At 73.0% G+C, this 15,266-nt stretch carries 15 protein-coding genes; 7 read left to right on the top strand and 8 right to left on the bottom strand.

Annotation, left to right across the window (positions count from 1 at the left end):
* Nucleotides 1-124: 124 nt before the first annotated feature.
* A complete protein-coding gene (locus tag QSK45_RS11750; RefSeq protein WP_285555891.1) occupies nt 125-529 on the bottom strand; it encodes a hypothetical protein in 405 nt (134 codons plus the stop codon).
* Nucleotides 526-1,464, bottom strand: a complete 939-nt coding sequence (locus QSK45_RS11745) for a hypothetical protein (protein ID WP_285555889.1) — start codon at nt 1,462-1,464, stop codon at nt 526-528. Before QSK45_RS11745 ends, QSK45_RS11750 begins: the two co-directional genes overlap by 4 nt.
* A gap of 411 nt (nt 1,465-1,875) precedes the next feature.
* Between QSK45_RS11745 and QSK45_RS11740 the strand changes: the two genes are divergently transcribed.
* The 4 genes from QSK45_RS11740 (at nt 1,876) to QSK45_RS11725 (ending at nt 7,004) form a co-directional block, all read left to right on the top strand.
* Nucleotides 1,876-3,510 (top strand): ABC-F family ATP-binding cassette domain-containing protein, encoded by a 1,635-nt coding sequence (locus QSK45_RS11740; RefSeq protein WP_285555887.1) that lies wholly within the window; start codon nt 1,876-1,878, stop codon nt 3,508-3,510.
* Nucleotides 3,511-3,586: 76 nt separating this feature from the next.
* On the top strand, nt 3,587-5,254 hold the full coding sequence (locus QSK45_RS11735; RefSeq protein ID WP_285555885.1) for an ABC-F family ATP-binding cassette domain-containing protein: 1,668 nt from the start codon (nt 3,587-3,589) through the stop codon (nt 5,252-5,254).
* Nucleotides 5,255-5,614: 360 nt separating this feature from the next.
* A complete protein-coding gene (locus QSK45_RS11730; RefSeq protein WP_285555883.1) occupies nt 5,615-6,073 on the top strand; it encodes a PaaI family thioesterase in 459 nt (152 codons plus the stop codon).
* A 31-nt stretch (nt 6,074-6,104) separates the two neighbouring features.
* Nucleotides 6,105-7,004: an amidohydrolase family protein gene (locus QSK45_RS11725; protein WP_285555881.1), complete on the top strand. Its 900-nt coding sequence runs from the start codon at nt 6,105-6,107 to the stop codon at nt 7,002-7,004.
* 143 nt (nt 7,005-7,147) lie between these two features.
* Here QSK45_RS11725 and QSK45_RS11720 read toward each other — a convergent pair whose 3' ends face one another.
* Complete coding sequence (locus tag QSK45_RS11720) at nt 7,148-8,161, bottom strand: zinc-binding dehydrogenase (RefSeq protein WP_285555879.1); 1,014 nt, start codon at nt 8,159-8,161, stop codon at nt 7,148-7,150.
* A gap of 168 nt (nt 8,162-8,329) precedes the next feature.
* On the opposite strand from QSK45_RS11720, the gene QSK45_RS11715 reads away from it, so the two are divergent.
* The 3 genes from QSK45_RS11715 (at nt 8,330) to QSK45_RS11705 (ending at nt 11,387) form a co-directional block, all read left to right on the top strand.
* Complete coding sequence (locus tag QSK45_RS11715) at nt 8,330-8,878, top strand: TetR/AcrR family transcriptional regulator (RefSeq protein ID WP_285555876.1); 549 nt, start codon at nt 8,330-8,332, stop codon at nt 8,876-8,878.
* Between the two features lie 308 nt (nt 8,879-9,186).
* Entirely contained in the window at nt 9,187-10,242 is a 1,056-nt protein-coding gene (locus QSK45_RS11710; RefSeq protein ID WP_490993549.1) for an AraC-like ligand-binding domain-containing protein, read from the top strand.
* Between the two features lie 155 nt (nt 10,243-10,397).
* The gene (locus tag QSK45_RS11705; protein ID WP_285555875.1) at nt 10,398-11,387 is read left to right on the top strand and encodes an alpha/beta hydrolase; all 990 of its coding nucleotides are present in this window, start codon (nt 10,398-10,400) and stop codon (nt 11,385-11,387) included.
* 42 nt (nt 11,388-11,429) lie between these two features.
* Here QSK45_RS11705 and QSK45_RS11700 read toward each other — a convergent pair whose 3' ends face one another.
* The 5 genes from QSK45_RS11700 to QSK45_RS11680 all read right to left on the bottom strand — a co-directional run bounded on the left by QSK45_RS11700 (nt 11,430) and on the right by QSK45_RS11680 (nt 15,227).
* Nucleotides 11,430-11,708, bottom strand: coding sequence for a hypothetical protein (locus tag QSK45_RS11700; RefSeq protein WP_285555873.1), 279 nt, complete (start codon nt 11,706-11,708; stop codon nt 11,430-11,432).
* Nucleotides 11,709-11,937: 229 nt separating this feature from the next.
* The gene (locus QSK45_RS11695) at nt 11,938-12,264 is read right to left on the bottom strand and encodes a hypothetical protein (RefSeq protein WP_285555871.1); all 327 of its coding nucleotides are present in this window, start codon (nt 12,262-12,264) and stop codon (nt 11,938-11,940) included.
* A gap of 373 nt (nt 12,265-12,637) precedes the next feature.
* Nucleotides 12,638-13,357, bottom strand: coding sequence for an alpha/beta fold hydrolase (locus QSK45_RS11690; protein WP_285555869.1), 720 nt, complete (start codon nt 13,355-13,357; stop codon nt 12,638-12,640).
* Nucleotides 13,358-13,375: 18 nt separating this feature from the next.
* Complete coding sequence (locus QSK45_RS11685; protein WP_285555867.1) at nt 13,376-14,347, bottom strand: alpha/beta hydrolase; 972 nt, start codon at nt 14,345-14,347, stop codon at nt 13,376-13,378.
* A gap of 541 nt (nt 14,348-14,888) precedes the next feature.
* Nucleotides 14,889-15,227 (bottom strand): GNAT family N-acetyltransferase, encoded by a 339-nt coding sequence (locus tag QSK45_RS11680; RefSeq protein WP_285555865.1) that lies wholly within the window; start codon nt 15,225-15,227, stop codon nt 14,889-14,891.
* Nucleotides 15,228-15,266: the final 39 nt, after the last annotated feature.

Here is a 15,266-nt window from a genome sequence, read left to right as displayed (position 1 = left end):
AGTCACCTACCGCCCGAGCACGGCGGGCCCTGCCGGGAGGGCGTCGCCACGGACGACGATCGGCCCTCCCGGCCCGACGGCCGGCCGGCTCCCGCAGGCTTGGGCAACGCCCTCGACCGTTGTGCTAGTTCACGGCGAGGACGGCTGTGTTGTTCGTCCCGTCCGGGTCGTGGGGGAACTCGCCGAAGGGGGGATGGACGCCGACCTCCCCCGTCGCTCCCGGCACCACCGTGTCGATCCGCAGCTCGAAGGCGAAGGAGCGCTCCGTGTTCTCCAGCACCCAGTACGGAAGCGCGCAGTCGTAGCGCGGGGCGCCCGCGCGGTTCGGGTAGGAGCCGCCGGACAGGGTCCGCGGGGCGCAGTCCGCCGGCGCGCCCGTGACCGTGGTGCCGGGCGGAACGGTCAGCCGGACCACGGCGACCGGGTCCCCGGAGCCCAGGTTGCCGAGCCAGCCGGGGCCGTCGTTCCTGAAGGTGAGCGGCGCGGTGACCGTCTCGCCCGCGGCGCCCGTGACCGCCGCGCCGGTCACCGAGAAGTCGGCGGTGTTGTCGGCACCGATTCCCAGCGCCGCATAGTCGTCGTAGCCCCGAGGTCGGTCGCGCCGAGCGGCTGCGCCGAGATGTCCAACCGCTCCCGGAGCGCCTGCCGGGTCAGCTCGACCTGTAGCGGCTCGGGGAGTCCGAAGGAGGCTCCCGGGGCGAGGTCCCGGTCGAAGGTGCAGGTCGCGTACGACATCGGAGCGTATTCGTCCCCGCTCGACGTCGTGTAGACGCAGGCGTCGTACCGGTTGGCGTACCGCAGCCCGTAGGAGGCCGTCATCGTGACGGTGAAGCCGTGCGCGGTCTCGTTGCCGTGATGGGTGAGCGTGAAGGGGAGCGTCTGCCTGCTGCCCGGCTGGGCGTGTTCGATGTCGCCGCCGGTCGTGAGCCCGAGGTCGGGCCCCGACGCGACCGTGACCGTGGTGTCGAAGCTGTCCTGGGGGGCGGTGAGCGTACCGTCCGGGCCGCCGGTGGCCGTCGCCTCGAAGGTCACCCGGCCCCGCGCCCCGACGACCGCCCCGTCGGCCGCGCGGACCTGGAGATGCACCTCGCCGCCGGTGGTCCCGGTCACCGGCACTTCGGGCACGTCGCACACCGCGGTCGCGCCGCTCGGTGCGCAGTTGTCCGGCCAGGTGATCTCGGCGACGCCGGCGAGACCGGAGGCGTCCACGACGAGCCGGCCGCCGGTGACCGTGAAGTGGGCGTTGTCGTGGTTGAGCCGGACGTCGAGCGTGCGGGTCAGCGGTGTCCCGCCGTCGATGCCGAGCGGCAGGGTCGGCTCGTAGGGGGCGGTGATCCAGAGTTGGTCCGTCTCCTGGGTCCCGGCGAACGCGGGAGCGGTGGTGAGCGCCAGGGTGACGAGTCCGGCGGCGAGCGTCGTACGGGCTCCGAGCCGCAGTGCGCGGCGCACGGAGTCGGCTCTCATGACATCTCCAGGTGAGAAGCGGTCAGGTCGGGTGGCCGGGCGGCCCGCTCATCAGCGGGCCGCCTGATCACAACTCCTCGACGATCAAGGGTGGTTGGTGGTTGTACGACATACCGGCCGGCGCGCGGACGGTCCCGGCCGCGCACCATGCCGCAGCACGTCCCGCGCCGTCGCATCGTGCGTGGCCGGCCCGTCTTTTGTTACGCTGTGGGCGACCTGGACCGTGTGATCGAGGAGTCGCAGACGTGGTGGGTGAAGACGACATCTCCGGGTGAGACCCGGACCTGACGGCCACCGGCCGGCGCTCGGGAGCGCTGCCGACGTGGTCCGTTTCGTCGTACCCCTTTTCCCACGTCTGCCCAAGGCAGAGGTTCGCACGACCCTGCCCTCATTCCCTTCGAGGTCTCCTTGATGTCCGACGCCGCCGTCGTCTGCTCTCATCTCTCCTTCGCCTGGCCGGACGACACGCCGGTCTTTCGCGACCTGTCCTTCACGCTGACCACCGGCCGCACGGGCCTGGTCGCACCCAACGGCTCCGGCAAGAGCACGCTGCTCAAGCTGATCGCCGGTGAACTGAGGCCCGCCACCGGCTCGTTGTCGGTCAGCGGGACGCTGGGGCATCTCCCGCAGAGCCTGCCCCTGACCGCCGGCCTCACCGTCGCCGAGGTGCTCGGCATCGCCGAGGTCGTCCGCGCCCTGGACGCCGTCGAGGCCGGGGACGTGAGCGAGGAGCATTTCACCACCATCGGCGACGACTGGGACATCGAGGAACGCACCCGCGCCCAGCTCGATCGCCTGGGGCTGGCCGATCTGTCCCTGGACCGCCGCCTGAGCACGCTCAGCGGCGGCCAGATCGTCTCCCTCGGCCTCGCCGCCCAGTTGCTCAGGCGCCCCGACGTGCTGCTGCTCGACGAGCCCACCAACAACCTCGATCTGGCGGCCCGCCACAGGCTCTACGACGTGCTCGACGACTTCACCGGCTGTCTGCTGCTGGTCAGCCACGACCGGGCGCTGCTCGACCGTATGGAGCGCATCGCCGAACTCGGCAGCGACGAACTGCGCCTGTACGGCGGCCGCTTCGGCGAGTACGAGGAGGCCGTACGCGCGGAGCGGGAGGCCGCCGAGAAGAACGTCCGCAACGCCGAGCAGGAACTCAAGCGCGAGAAGAGGGAGATGCAGCAGGCCCGTGAACGGGCCGAGCGCCGGGCGAGCAACGCGGCCCGCAACCTCAAGAACGCCGGACTGCCCCGCATCTTCGCCGGCAACATGAAGCGCGGCGCGCAGGAGTCCGCGGGCCGGGCGGGACAGATGCACGCGTCCCGCGTCAGCGAGGCCAAGGCCCGGCTCGACGAGGCCGGACGCGCGCTGCGCGACGAGCAGCGGCTCACCCTGGAACTGCCCGACACCCATGTGCCCGCCGGACGCGACCTCTTCCTCGGCGAAGGAATGCAGGTGCGCCTCGCCGACCGGGCCGTGTTCGCCGACGGAGGCGTCGACATGAGCGTTCGCGGCCCCGAGCGCATCGCGCTGACCGGGCCCAACGGCGCGGGCAAGACGACCCTGTTGCGACTGGTCACGGGCGACCTCACCCCGTGCGGCGGGGAGATCAGGCGCGGCGACGGCCGGATCGCCTACCTCTCGCAGCGCCTGGACCTGCTGGATCTGGACCGCACCGTGGCGGAGAACTTCGCCGCCTTCGCCCCGGAGCGGCCCGAGGCGGAGCGGATGAACCTGCTCGCCCGCTTCCTCTTCCGGGGCGCTCGGGCGCACCTGCCGGCCGGTGCCCTCTCCGGCGGCGAACGGCTGCGGGCCACCCTCGCCTGCGTGCTGTGCGCCGAACCGGCTCCCCACCTGCTCCTGCTCGACGAGCCGACCAACAACCTCGACCTGGTCAGCGTGGGCCAGCTGGAGAGCGCGCTCAACGCCTACCAGGGGGCGTTCATGGTGGTCAGCCACGACGAGCGGTTCCTCGCGGCGATCGGGGTGAACCGCTGGCTGCGGCTGGCCGACGGAACGCTGCGGGAGACGGGAGCCCCCGCGGTGTGAACCCCGGCGTGTGACATGGCCCGCCCGAGGCCCTGTGCCCGGCGGGCCGACCACCGATCACCTGGGACGCACACCCATGCCCAAGACCGCTCTGCTCGCCCACGACATCGTCCGCGTCCTCGGCGGGCGTCGCGTCCTCGACGACGTCCACCTGACCGCCTCCCCCGGCCGGCGCATCGGACTGATCGGGGAGAACGGCACCGGCAAGTCCACCCTGCTGCGGGTGCTCGCCGGCCAGGACAGGCCCGACGCCGGAAGCGTCACCCGCCCGGACGACCTCGGTTTCCTGCCCCAGGAGATGCCCTTCGACGTCGACTCGACGCTCGGCGCGGTGCTCGACGAGGCGCTGCGCGAGGCCCGCGAGGACCTCGCCGGACTCGAACGGCTCGGCGGGGAACTGGCCCGCGCCCCCGAGGACGGCCCCGGCCACCGGGCGCTCCTCGACGCCTACGCCCGGTGCCTGGAGCGCGCCCAGGACCGGGAGTCCTGGGACGCCGACCGCCGCGCGGCCCTCGTGCTGGACGGACTGGGCCTCGGCTCGCTCGGGCACGACCGCACGCTCGGCTCGCTCTCCGGCGGACAGCGCGGCCGGCTCGCTCTGGCGGCGCTGCTCGTCAGGCGGCCGTCGGCGCTCCTGCTCGACGAGCCGACCAACCACCTCGACGACGAGGCCGCCGCCTTCCTCGAGGAGCAGATCCGCGGCCTGCCCGGGTGCGTGGTGCTCGCCAGCCACGACCGGGCCTTCCTCGACGCCGTCTGCACCGATCTGGTCGACCTCGACCCCGCCGTGGGCGGTCCGGTCCGCTACGGCGGCGACTACAGCACCTACCTGGGCGAGCAGCGCGCCGAGCGGGCCCGCTGGGAGCGGCGGTACGCCGAGGAGCAGCGGGAACTGGAGGAGCTGCGGCACGCGGTGGGCGTGACCGCGCACCTGGTCGCGCCGGACCGCGGTCGGCGCGACAACGAGAAGATGGGCTACGGCCACCGGGCGGGCAGGGTGCAGAACCAGATCTCCCGCCGGGTGCGCGACGCCACCCAGCGACTGGAGGAGCTGGAGCGCACCCGCGTCGCCGAGCCGCCGCGCCCGCTGCGGTTCGCGGCCGGGGAACTCGCCGCCCGTGCGGAGGAGGGCCCGCAGCCGCTGGTCCGCCTGCGGGACGTACGGGTGCCCGGCCGGCTCGCCCTGGACGCCCTGGAGGTGTCGGCGGCCGACCGGCTGCTGGTCACCGGCGGCAACGGGGCGGGCAAGTCGACCCTGCTCGCGGTGCTCGCGGGGCACCTGCCCGCCGAGGGCGAGGTGCACAGGCGGCGCCGGCTGACGGTGGGACTGCTCACCCAGGACACGGCGTTCGAGCGGCCGGAGCGTACGGTCCGCGACGTCTACGCGCTGGCTCTGGGCCCGGCGCGGGCCGAGCGGGTGCCGCTGGTCTCGCTCGGCCTGATGCACGAAGCGGACCTGGACAAACCGGTCGGCCGGCTGTCCGTCGGCCAGCGCCGGCGGCTCGCGCTGGCCCTCCTCGTGGCTCGTCCGCCCCAGCTGCTGCTGCTCGACGAGCCCACCAACCACCTGTCCCCGCGACTGTGCGACGAGTTGGAGGAGGCCCTGGGCACCAGTCCGGGCGCGATCGTCCTCGCCGGCCACGACCGCTGGCTGCGGCGCCGGTGGCAGGGCCGGGAGCTGCGGCTGGTCCCGGTATCCGGCCAGGGGGGGACGACGGCGCCCCCGGCCCGTTCCGGCAGCTGAAGGAGGGTGGGGACGGCCAGGGCACGGCCCGGGACGGCCGGGGCCCGGCGGGACGGCCGGGAGTCCCGCCGGTGAAGCGCCTCTGGATCAGCGGACGGCCGCCCACACGCGCCGGCCCCGTACCCGCGCCGCTCCCCCTGGGGAGCGCGCCGGAGCCTGCCGAACCTCCTGTCACTCCTCCGCCTCCGGGTGCTCGCCGTTCGTGTTCCCGCGCGCGGACGGTCGTGAGCACGCGGCCCTCGACGGCCGGGGCGTCCAGCGCGATGATGATCGCCATCGGGCGCCTTCCTGCTCGTGGAACCCGGCCGGCCGGCCGGTCCGCTCGGCACACTCGATCCGGACACGAAGGAGAACAGCGACGTGGAAGACCAGGCGCACCTGGAGCAGGCGAGCCCCGCGGTCCGCAAGCGCGTCCAGGACAGCTTCGACCGGCAGGGCCTGATGGCCCACCTCGGTGCACGGATCACGAGGATCGCCCCGGGCCGGGTGCACATCGTTCTCCCGGCCCGTGCCGAGGTGACCCAGCAGCACGGCTACATCCACGCCGGCGCCACCAGCGCGATCGCGGACAGTGCCGGCGGCTATGCGGCACTCACGCTGTTCCCCGAGGAGTGCGACGTCCTCACCGTCGAATACAAGATCAACCTGCTCGCGCCCGCCCTCGGCGACCACATCGAGGCGATCGGGACCGTCCTGAAGTCCGGCCGGACGCTGACCGTGTGCCAGTTGGAGGTCCACGGCGTCCGGGACGACGGCGAACGCAAGCTCGTGGCCAACGGCCAGCAGACGCTGATCAGCATCGGCGGACCCGCGCGGTGACGCGCCCGCTCGGGGAAAGAGGCGGTACCAGGTGAGTTCCACCCCCACGGCCCTCGGCGAGGAGGCCGGTGAAGTACGACGGTTCTGGCGCGGGCTCGGTCTTCCCGGACTGATCGACGTCCACACCCACTTCATGCCGGAGCGCGTCCTGCACAAGGTCTGGGACTACTTCGACACCAGCGGACCGATGGTCGGCGGGCTGAAGTGGCCGATCACCTACCGCAGGCAGGAGGAGGAGCGGGCGGCCCTTCTCGGGGAGTTCGGGGTGAGGGCCTTCACCGCGATGCTCTATCCCCACAAGCCCGGCATGGCCAGGTGGCTGAACGGATGGGCGTCCGACTTCGCCCGCCGCACCCCCGGCTGCCTGCACACCGCCACCCTCTACACCGAGCCGGACGTCGAGGCGTACGTCCGCGAGGCCCTCGAAGCAGGCGCGCGCGTGTTCAAGGCTCATGTACAGGTCGGAGCGTACGACCCGGCCGACGGGCGGCTCCAGCGCACATGGGGGCTGCTGGCCGAGGCCGGTGTCCCCGTGGTGATCCACTGCGGCTCCGGGCCCGCGCCCGGCAAACACACCGGCCCCGAACCCGTCGCGAGGGTGCTGGCACGCCATCCGGGACTGCGGCTGATCGTCGCGCACATGGGCATGCCGGAGTACGCGGAGTTCCTCGATCTCGCCGAGCGGTACGACCAGGTGCGCCTCGACACGACGATGGCGTTCACCGACTTCACCGAAGGTTTCATGCCGTTCCCGCGCCGGGACCTGCCGCGCCTCGCCGACCTCGGTGACCGCATCCTGCTCGGCTCCGACTTCCCGAACATCCCCTACCCCTACCTGCACCAGCTCCACGCCCTGGAGCGGCTGGAACTGGGCCGCGACTGGCTGCGCGCGGTGTGCCACGACAACGCGGCGCGCCTGTTCGAGCTGTAGCGGCGCCGCGCGGACCGGCGCCGACGCCTCGGCCGGGGGCTGAAGCGCGGCGCTCGGCTCCGGCTCGGGTCGAGGCCGCCCGCGCGGGCCGAACCGGCGCGCTCGACGGCGCGCGGACTCCGACCCGTGCGGGCGGCACCCGATCAGGGGCGCAGGATCAACCGGATCGGGTCGCCGGTCTTGTTCTCCAGCCGCTCCACCGCCTCGGCGGCCTTGGCCAGCGGGAGTTCACCGCTGATCGACGCGGAGAAGTCCAGCCGGCCGCCCTGGATCAGGGACAGCAGTTGCGGCAGCGCGACCGGCATGTCGGAGCCGTAGTGGCCGAGGATCTGCTGCTGGAGGTAGCTGAAGCGGGTGCCGTCCGCGACGGTCAGCGGCTTGTCGGTCAGGCCCACGAGAACCAGCCGGCCCTTGGGCGCGAGCACCGACAGCGCCTGCTCGCGGACGGCCGGCACGCCGGCGAAGTCGAAGGCTGCGGCGAGGCCGGCCCCGCCGGTCGCCTCACGGATCCGCTCGCGCAGCGCCGGGTCGGCGGAGTCGAGGGCCAGATCCGCCCCCGCGGCGAGGGCGCGTTCGCGGGCGGTGGGATTGGGGTCGACCGCGACGACGGGGCACGCGCCGACGGCCCGCAGCAGCTGGACGGCGTGGACGCCGAGACCGCCGACGCCCCAGACGCCGACGGCCTCCGCGGGCTTCACGGCGCCCGTGACGGTGATCGCGCCCCACGGCGTGGAGACCGCGTCCGGAATGATCGCGCCCTGGTCGAAGGGGATGGACGCGGGCAGCTCCGTGAGGGCGCCCTCGGCGGAGAGCGCGTACTCGGCCCAGCCGCCGTCGTAGTCCACGCCGCGGGTGTACGTGACGCCGTCGCGGATCTCGCCGGCGTACAGCACGACCCGCTGACCCGGGGTCCAGCGGGTGACGCCGGGCCCGGTCTCCGCGATGGTGCCGGACACCTCGTGGCCCAGGGTGACCGTGTCGCCGCGCAGCAGCAGCGGCGTGAGGGTGCCGTCGATCAGGTGGACGTCCGACAGGCAGACGCCCGCGGCCTCCACCTTCACCAGCACCTGGCCGGGACCGGGTACGGGCTTCGCCACCTCCTCGATCCGCAGGGTGCGGCTGGGGATGTGCAGCCGGGCGGCGAGCATCTGCTCCATGACATGGCCTCCTTGGGACGGCGGCGACCGGGGGCGAGCCCTGTAACGCAAGTCGCCTTGCAATGAACGTACGCCCGCCCCTCGGGTAAAGCAAGTCACCTTGCGTTAGGGTGGACCATGGCCTCGTCCGACCAGAACGCACCGCCCCTGCGCCGCCGAGGGGCCCGCATGCGCTCCGCCGTCCTCGCGGCCACGGTGGACGTCCTGACGGAACGCGGGCTCGCCGGGACGACCGTCGGTGCCGTCGCCCGCGCCGCCGGCGTCCACGAGACCTCCGTCTACCGGCGGTGGGGGACGCGCGAGAACCTGATCCTGGAAGCACTGACCGAGCAGCTCGACGCGGCGATGCCCGTGCCGGACACCGGACACGTCCACGACGACCTCGCCGCCTACTTCGGCACGCTCGCGCGACTGCTCGCGACGGCCCAGGGCGAGGCGCTGCTCCGGCTGAGCGTCGAACGCGACGACACCCTGCCCGACCGCCGCCTCCCCTACTGGACCGAGCGCCTCGAACGCGGCGCCGTCATGGTCCGCCGGGGCGTCGAGCGCGGCGAACTCGCACCGGACACGGACCCCGGCCTCGTGATCGAGGCCATCAGCGGTGCCCTGTTCACCCGCGCCCTCGTCAGCGGCGCCCCGCTCGACGAGCAGCTCGCCACACGCCTCGTCACCCTCACCCTGACCGGCGCACTCCCCCGGCCCCCGGCCGGCCCCTGACTCGCGCCCCTCTCGGAACGGGGCCCCGCTCGGGCACTGCCCGGCACCGGACACTGCCGCCCTCCCCCATGAGTTCTGCCTGCGTTTCTGCCTGGAGGACGCGGCGGTCCGCTGCTTGGCTTGTCCCTGCGGGCGGGAACCCGGGCCCCGCCGAAGCGGCCCGGTTGCGCTCCGGTGAAGTCGCTGTCCGCATGCCGAGCCCTCCGGACCTGTGGGGGCCCAGGCCACCGCTGCCCTGGGAGGCCGTGGCCGTTCGCCTGTTCCCGCCGGCGGTAACCCGGAGTCACTTCCCCTGAGGGGAGAGAGAGTTGAGCTTGGTGTTGACGACCGCCTCGGTGCTGGACCGGGACAAGGTGGCCTACTGGAACGACGCGGTGAGCAGGACCCTGGTGCCGATGACCGTGACCCCACGCGGCGACGGTCCGTTCGACGGCCGGCTCGCCACCAACCGCCTCGGCTTTCTACAGGTCTCCACCATGGAGGCCGACCCGAACCGGATCAGCCGCACTCCCACGCTGATCGCCGCCTCGTCCACGCCGCTGGTGGCGGTCAGCGTCCAGGTATCCGGTACGGCCACCTGCGTCCAGGACGGCCGACGGGCCGACGTGGACGAGGGCGACCTCGTGGTGTACGACACCAGCCGGCCGTACTCCTTCGACTACCCGGGGCGGTTCGCCACGCACGTCTTCCAACTGCCCCGCCGCATGCTGGGCGTACCGGACGCCGACCTCCGGAAGGTGACGGGCAACGCCATCGGCACCGGGGACGGTTTCGGTGCGGTACTGCTGCCGTTCCTGGCCACACTGGCATCCTCGGCGGACGCCTACCCGCCGGCCGTCGCGGACCGGCTGGCCGGCAATGTGGTCGACCTGTTCGCCACCCTGATCACCGAGCGAACCGACACGGGCGCCACGGAGCCGGAAACCGCCCGCGGCAATCTGCTGCTGCGAGTCCGCGACCACATCAACCGGAACCTGGGCGACCCGGACCTGTCGCCGCAGAGCATCGCCCGGACACACCGGATCTCCCTCCGGTACCTGCACCGGCTCTTCGAGGGCGAGGGGATCACCGTCAGCCGGTTCATCCAGCAGCGCCGCCTGGAGGAGTGCTGCCGAGAGCTGGCCCGCCGCGGCAGGACGGTCCCCACCGTGTCCGCCGTGGCCCAGCGATGGGGCTTCGTCAACCCCGCCCATTTCAGCCGGGTCTTCCGCGCCGCCTATGGCGTCTCCCCGCGCGAGTGGCGCGGCCGGCGGACCGCCCAGGACGACGGCGGAAGCTCCCCGGTGGGCACGTCCGCGCCCGGCACCGGCCCGGTGGCCACCGCCGGTGCACACGGTGCCGGCCTCCCGCCGTACAGCGGGTAGGGTGCCCGCTCAAGGCCGTACAGGCCGGCCGACGCGCGAAGCGGCACTGCCCCGGCCCGGCGCGCGCGGCACCGGGCGCGCTGATCGACCGGGTATCCGGCGCGCCGGACAACCCTTGCATTCAGGCCCCTTGACCCCTCCTGGCAGGAGAGCGCGTGACCGACTTCGCCCCTTCGTCCGTGCGGCAGCCGGTCCTGGACCGACCCACCCGAGCGTTCGTCGCCCAGCACTCCTGCCCGCCGTCGACGCATGACCCGGACCTCGAACGGGCGAGGCGGGACCTTGCCCGACTGCACGGAGGGCACGACCCTCTCGACCACGAGGCCACCTCCACGGAGTGGCTGGCACTGTCGGGCGGGCCGACCGGACACGTACGGGTGCAGGTGGTCAGGCCCGTCGACAGCGTCGGCCCGATGCCCGTCGTGCTGTACCTGCACGGCCTCGGCTGGTCCCTGGGCGACGCCCGCACCCATGAGCACCTGGTGCGCGCATGCGCCCTCGGTACCGACGCGGCCGTGGTGTTCGTCGACTACGAGCGCGCCCCCGAGGCGCGGTACCCCGTCGCCGTCGAGCAGTGCTACGCGGTCGCGAAGTGGATCTGCGAGCAGGGCGGCGAGATCGGCCTGGACGGGAGCCGGATGGCGGCCGTGGGCGACTCGGCGGGCGGCAACCTGGTGGCGGCGCTGACCCTGCTCGCCAAGGAACGCGGAGAAGTACGCCTGGTTCAGCAGGTGCTGCTCTACCCGATCACGGACGCCGACTTCGACACCCCCTCGTACCAGGAGTTCGCCAAGGGTTACTTCCTCGACCGCGAGACCATGCGCTGGTTCTGGGACCAGTACCTCCCCGACGTACGGCGGCGCGGCGAGGCCACCGCGTCCCCGCTGCGGGCATCGCTGGAGCAGCTCGCCGGACTTCCCCCGGCGCTGGTGGTCACCAGCGAGGCCGACGTGGTTCGGGACGAGGGTGAGGCGTACGCGGCGAGGCTCCGCGCGGCCGGCGTCGCGGTGGTCTCGATGCGTTACCACGGGACGGTTCACGGCTTCATGGGGCTCCGTCCGCTGCGGGACTCGGACACCGCCCGCGCCGCGCTGACCCAGGTCCTCGACACCGTGCACGTCGCCCTGCACCGGCGACTCCTCTGATTCCCCCGCTCCGGTGGACCTGCACGAACACAGCGGCGTCTCTCAGCCGGCGGGGAGCGCGTCCAGGAGCTTCCGCGCGGCCAGGCCGATCCGGTGGGACTGGACCCGGGCGCTGCGATGGTGGTCGACAGCCTCCCGCCACCGCCCCAGCGCGGCGCAGTCGAGCCCGATGGCCTGGGTCGCGCGGGCCCGGAAGACGTCGGCCACGTGCCCGCTCACCGGGCACTCGGGCGCGTCGAGGAAGGCGATGATGCGCTTGTGCTGCGTCAGGGCCTCCTCGGCACGGCCGCTCAGACGCCGGGCCAGTCCGTACAGACGCATGGCCCGGGGCCAGACCTCGTAGTTCCCGGTGTCTTCCGACAGGTCGACGGAGGCGAGCGACCTGTCCGCGACCGCCTGGAACTCACCGAGGCGCCAGTGCGCGCTCGCAGCTGTAGCAGTCGAGGTGAAAGGCCCGCAGGTACGGTTCTCCGGGAGCGGCAGCGGACTGACTGGACAAGCGGAAGACCTCTGGCCAGTGCCCCCAGAAAACCCACAGGTCGCAGAACCATTACATGGCACGGGCAACGTCCACGAACCGGGCGTGCTCGCCTCTGTCGGCGGCGCCGCGCAGCGCGGCGAGCCAGGCAGGGGCCTCGTCCTGGAGCCAGGCGCGGGCCTGCTCGGCACTCTCCAACGGGACCGGTCCCTGCCAGGAGGGCGGCGGCGCCCCGTACTCGGGCTTGTACCAGCGACCGGCGGCCACCGCCGTCTCCAGCAGCCAGGTGCGCAGCCTGTCGTCGGCTTCCTCCCGCTCCGCGGGCGTCTCCTCGCGGGAGAGCCGGCCCCGGGCGAAAAGCCGCAGCAGGTCGTACAGCTGGTACTTCTCTTCGGGCACACGCCCAGGCCGGCGGCAGCCGCCCGGGAAGGCCCGGAACGGCCCCTACGGCCAGTGGTCCAGTGCCGGGAGACCGCGAGGACGAACGAGCGTCAGGACGCGCCAGGACTCCCGGGATGACCGGCAGGCACCGGCGGACGGAGGGGAGGCCGCTCGGCGCCGCTTCACGACAGACCGGCCGGCAGGCGGTCGCGCGCAGGAGTCCCACGGGTCGACGGGGGCCGCTCCGCCGGACGTGCTGGTGCCCTTTCCTCTCCGCACACGAACGCCCGCCGTGCCCTCGCGTGACGCGAGGGCACGGCGGGCACGGTTCGGCGGGCCGTCCCCGCGCGCGGGGACGGTCGTCGTGACCGGGGATTTCCCGGCCGCCGGGTCAGCTCGTCGCGCGTACCGCTTCGCGGATGAGGTCGGCGACCTCTCTCGGCCGGGAGACGGCGACCGCGTGCGACGCGCCCTCGGCCTCGACGACGGTCGCCCCCGCCCGCTTCGCGGCGAAACGCTCCACCTCCGGGTTGATCGCGTTGTCCGCGCCGGCCACCAGTGCCCAGGACGGCTTGGTCCGCCACGCGGCGGCGGAGGCCGTCTCCTCGAAGGCCGCGGCGGCGAGCGGCCGCTGCGCCGCCGCGAGGACCTCGGTGACCTCCACGGGCACGTCGGCGGCGAAGACCGACGGGAAGGCGTCCTCGGCGATGGTGACCTCGACGGCGGGGTCACCGCCCGCGACCGGGTACGTCCACTGCTTGAGGTTGCTCACCAGCGGAGACGCGGGGAAGCGGCCCTGCAGCTCGCCGAGGCTCTCTCCTTCCTCCAGGATGTAGGCGGCCACGTAGACGAGCCCGACGACGTTCTCCGTGACACCGGCCACGGTGATCAGCGCGCCGCCGTACGAGTGACCGACCAGCACGACCGGGCCGTCGATCTGGGCGGCCACGGAGGCGACGTACGCGGCGTCGGCCGCCAGGCCACGCAGCGGGTTCGGCGGCGCGATCACGGGGATGCCGTGACTGTGCAGTTCCGTGATGACACCGGACCAGCTGGCCGCGTCGGCGAAAGCGCCGTGGACGAGGACGACCGTGGGCTTGGAAGTGGTCATGTCTGTGCTGTCTCCCGGTCAGGCGGTGTGCAGGGCCGCGTGCAGCGTGCGGACGGCCATCGTGATGGCGGCTTCGGCGGCGTGGGTGCCGCGCAGGGCGTCGAGCATGACGAAGTCGTGGATGATGCCCTGGAAGCGGACGGCGGTGACGGGGACGCCGGCCGCGCGCAGCTTGGTCGCGTAGGCCTCGCCCTCGTCGCGCAGCACGTCGGCCTCGCCGGTGATGACCAGCGCCGGGGGCAGGTCCTTGAGCTGCTCGGTGGTGGCGCGCAGCGGTGAGGCGGTGATCTGGGCGCGCTCGCTCTCGTCGGTCGTGTACTGGTCCCAGAACCACTGCATGCCGTCGCGGCGCAGGAAGTAGCCGGTGGCGAACTGGTGGTAGGACGCCGTGTCGAAGTTCGCGTCGGTGACCGGGTAGAACAGCACCTGCTGGACCAGCGGGACGCCGCCGCGCTCCTTGGCCATGAGCGTGAGCGCGGCCGTCATGTTGCCGCCGACCGAGTCGCCGGCCACGGCCAGCCGCGAGCCGTCCAGGCCCTTCGACGCGCCCTGCTCGACGATCCACTTCGCGACGGCGAAGTTCTGCTCGATGGCGACCGGGTAGCGGGCCTCGGGGGAGAGGTCGTACTCGGGGAAGACGACCGCGGCGCCGGTGCCGACGGCCAGCTCGCGCACCAGGCGGTCGTGGGTGTGCGCGCTGCCGAACACCCAGCCCGCGCCGTGGATGTAGAGGATCACCGGCAGCGTGCCCCCGGCGCCGACGGGCTTGACGACGCGGGCACGGACGCTGCCCGTGGGCCCGCCCGGAACAGTGATCCACTCCTCGTCGACCGCCGGCTTCTCGGTCTCTCCGGACTGCACCTCCTCGACGGCCTTGCGGCCCTCCGCCGGGGGCAGGTCGAAGAGGTAGGGCGGGTTGGCGGTCGCCTCCGCGAACGCGGCTGCCTCGGGTTCGAGCACCGGCTGCACCGGCTCCGGGGAATGAGACACGTGGAACTCCTGAAAACTCGTCGGATACGCCGGTCGTTCCGGCGTCGCCCCGGATCGTTGTGCTGGGCACTCCGGCACCGGTGTCCGTCACCGTAAAGGCGATGTGCGCGCTCCAGTTGTCCGCCAGCGCACCTCTGATGTCCCCGCAGCGTACGAGGGCCGTTCCGGCGTCCCCGGTCCGAGAGCCCGGCCGGCGGGGTGCGCGAAACCGGGGGCCGTCCCCTGCTGCCGGCCAGGCTCCCCCGCACCCGGCACGGCACGGGCCGCCGTACGGTCCGCGGCCCGGAGCGGGCCGTGGGCGACCCCGCTTCTCACGAAGGCGGCATCCAGGTGTCCCGGCCGGTCGATCCCGGCGACGAACCGGCCCTTCTGGGTGGGCAGCCGTGCGTCCTCGCGCCTTGTCCCTCGCGACAACGACCTCTCGTCGGCGCGTTTGCGGGAATCGACCGGCGCCCCGCCGGTGGGATCCGTCTCCGTCGACACCCACCAGGCCGTCGAGCCGGCCGCCGGGTACGGCGGCCGGCTCGAAAGGCGCGGGCGGTCAGCCCCGTTCCGTGTCCAGCCACTGCAGGACCTCGGGGGTCACCGGGTCGGTGATGTCGGTGAACTCCTCGTGCTTCCTGAGGAACTTGGCCACGTAGGGGCAAACGGGCACGATCCGCTTCCCGGAGGCGCGCACGTCGGTGAGCGCCGCCCGGACCAGGACCGCGGCGAGGCCCTGTCCGGCGAAGGCGTCGTCGATCTCCGTGTGGTAGAAGACGCGCTGGTCGCCGCGGTCGCGATAGGCGGTCAGTCCTGCCCGCTTCCCCTCGACCAGGACTTCGTAGCGGTTCTTGCCGTCTATCCGCTCGACGGTGGGCGCGGTGGAGGGCTGGTTCATGGAATGCCTTTCATTCGAAAAGGGTCGCTGACGCTTCTG

This window comes from Streptomyces hygroscopicus subsp. hygroscopicus (assembly GCF_030269125.1).
GTDB classification, from domain to species: domain Bacteria; phylum Actinomycetota; class Actinomycetes; order Streptomycetales; family Streptomycetaceae; genus Streptomyces; species Streptomyces hygroscopicus_C.
Note: the sequence above shows the minus strand (reverse complement) of the source record. Positions and strands in the feature narration are given on the sequence as shown.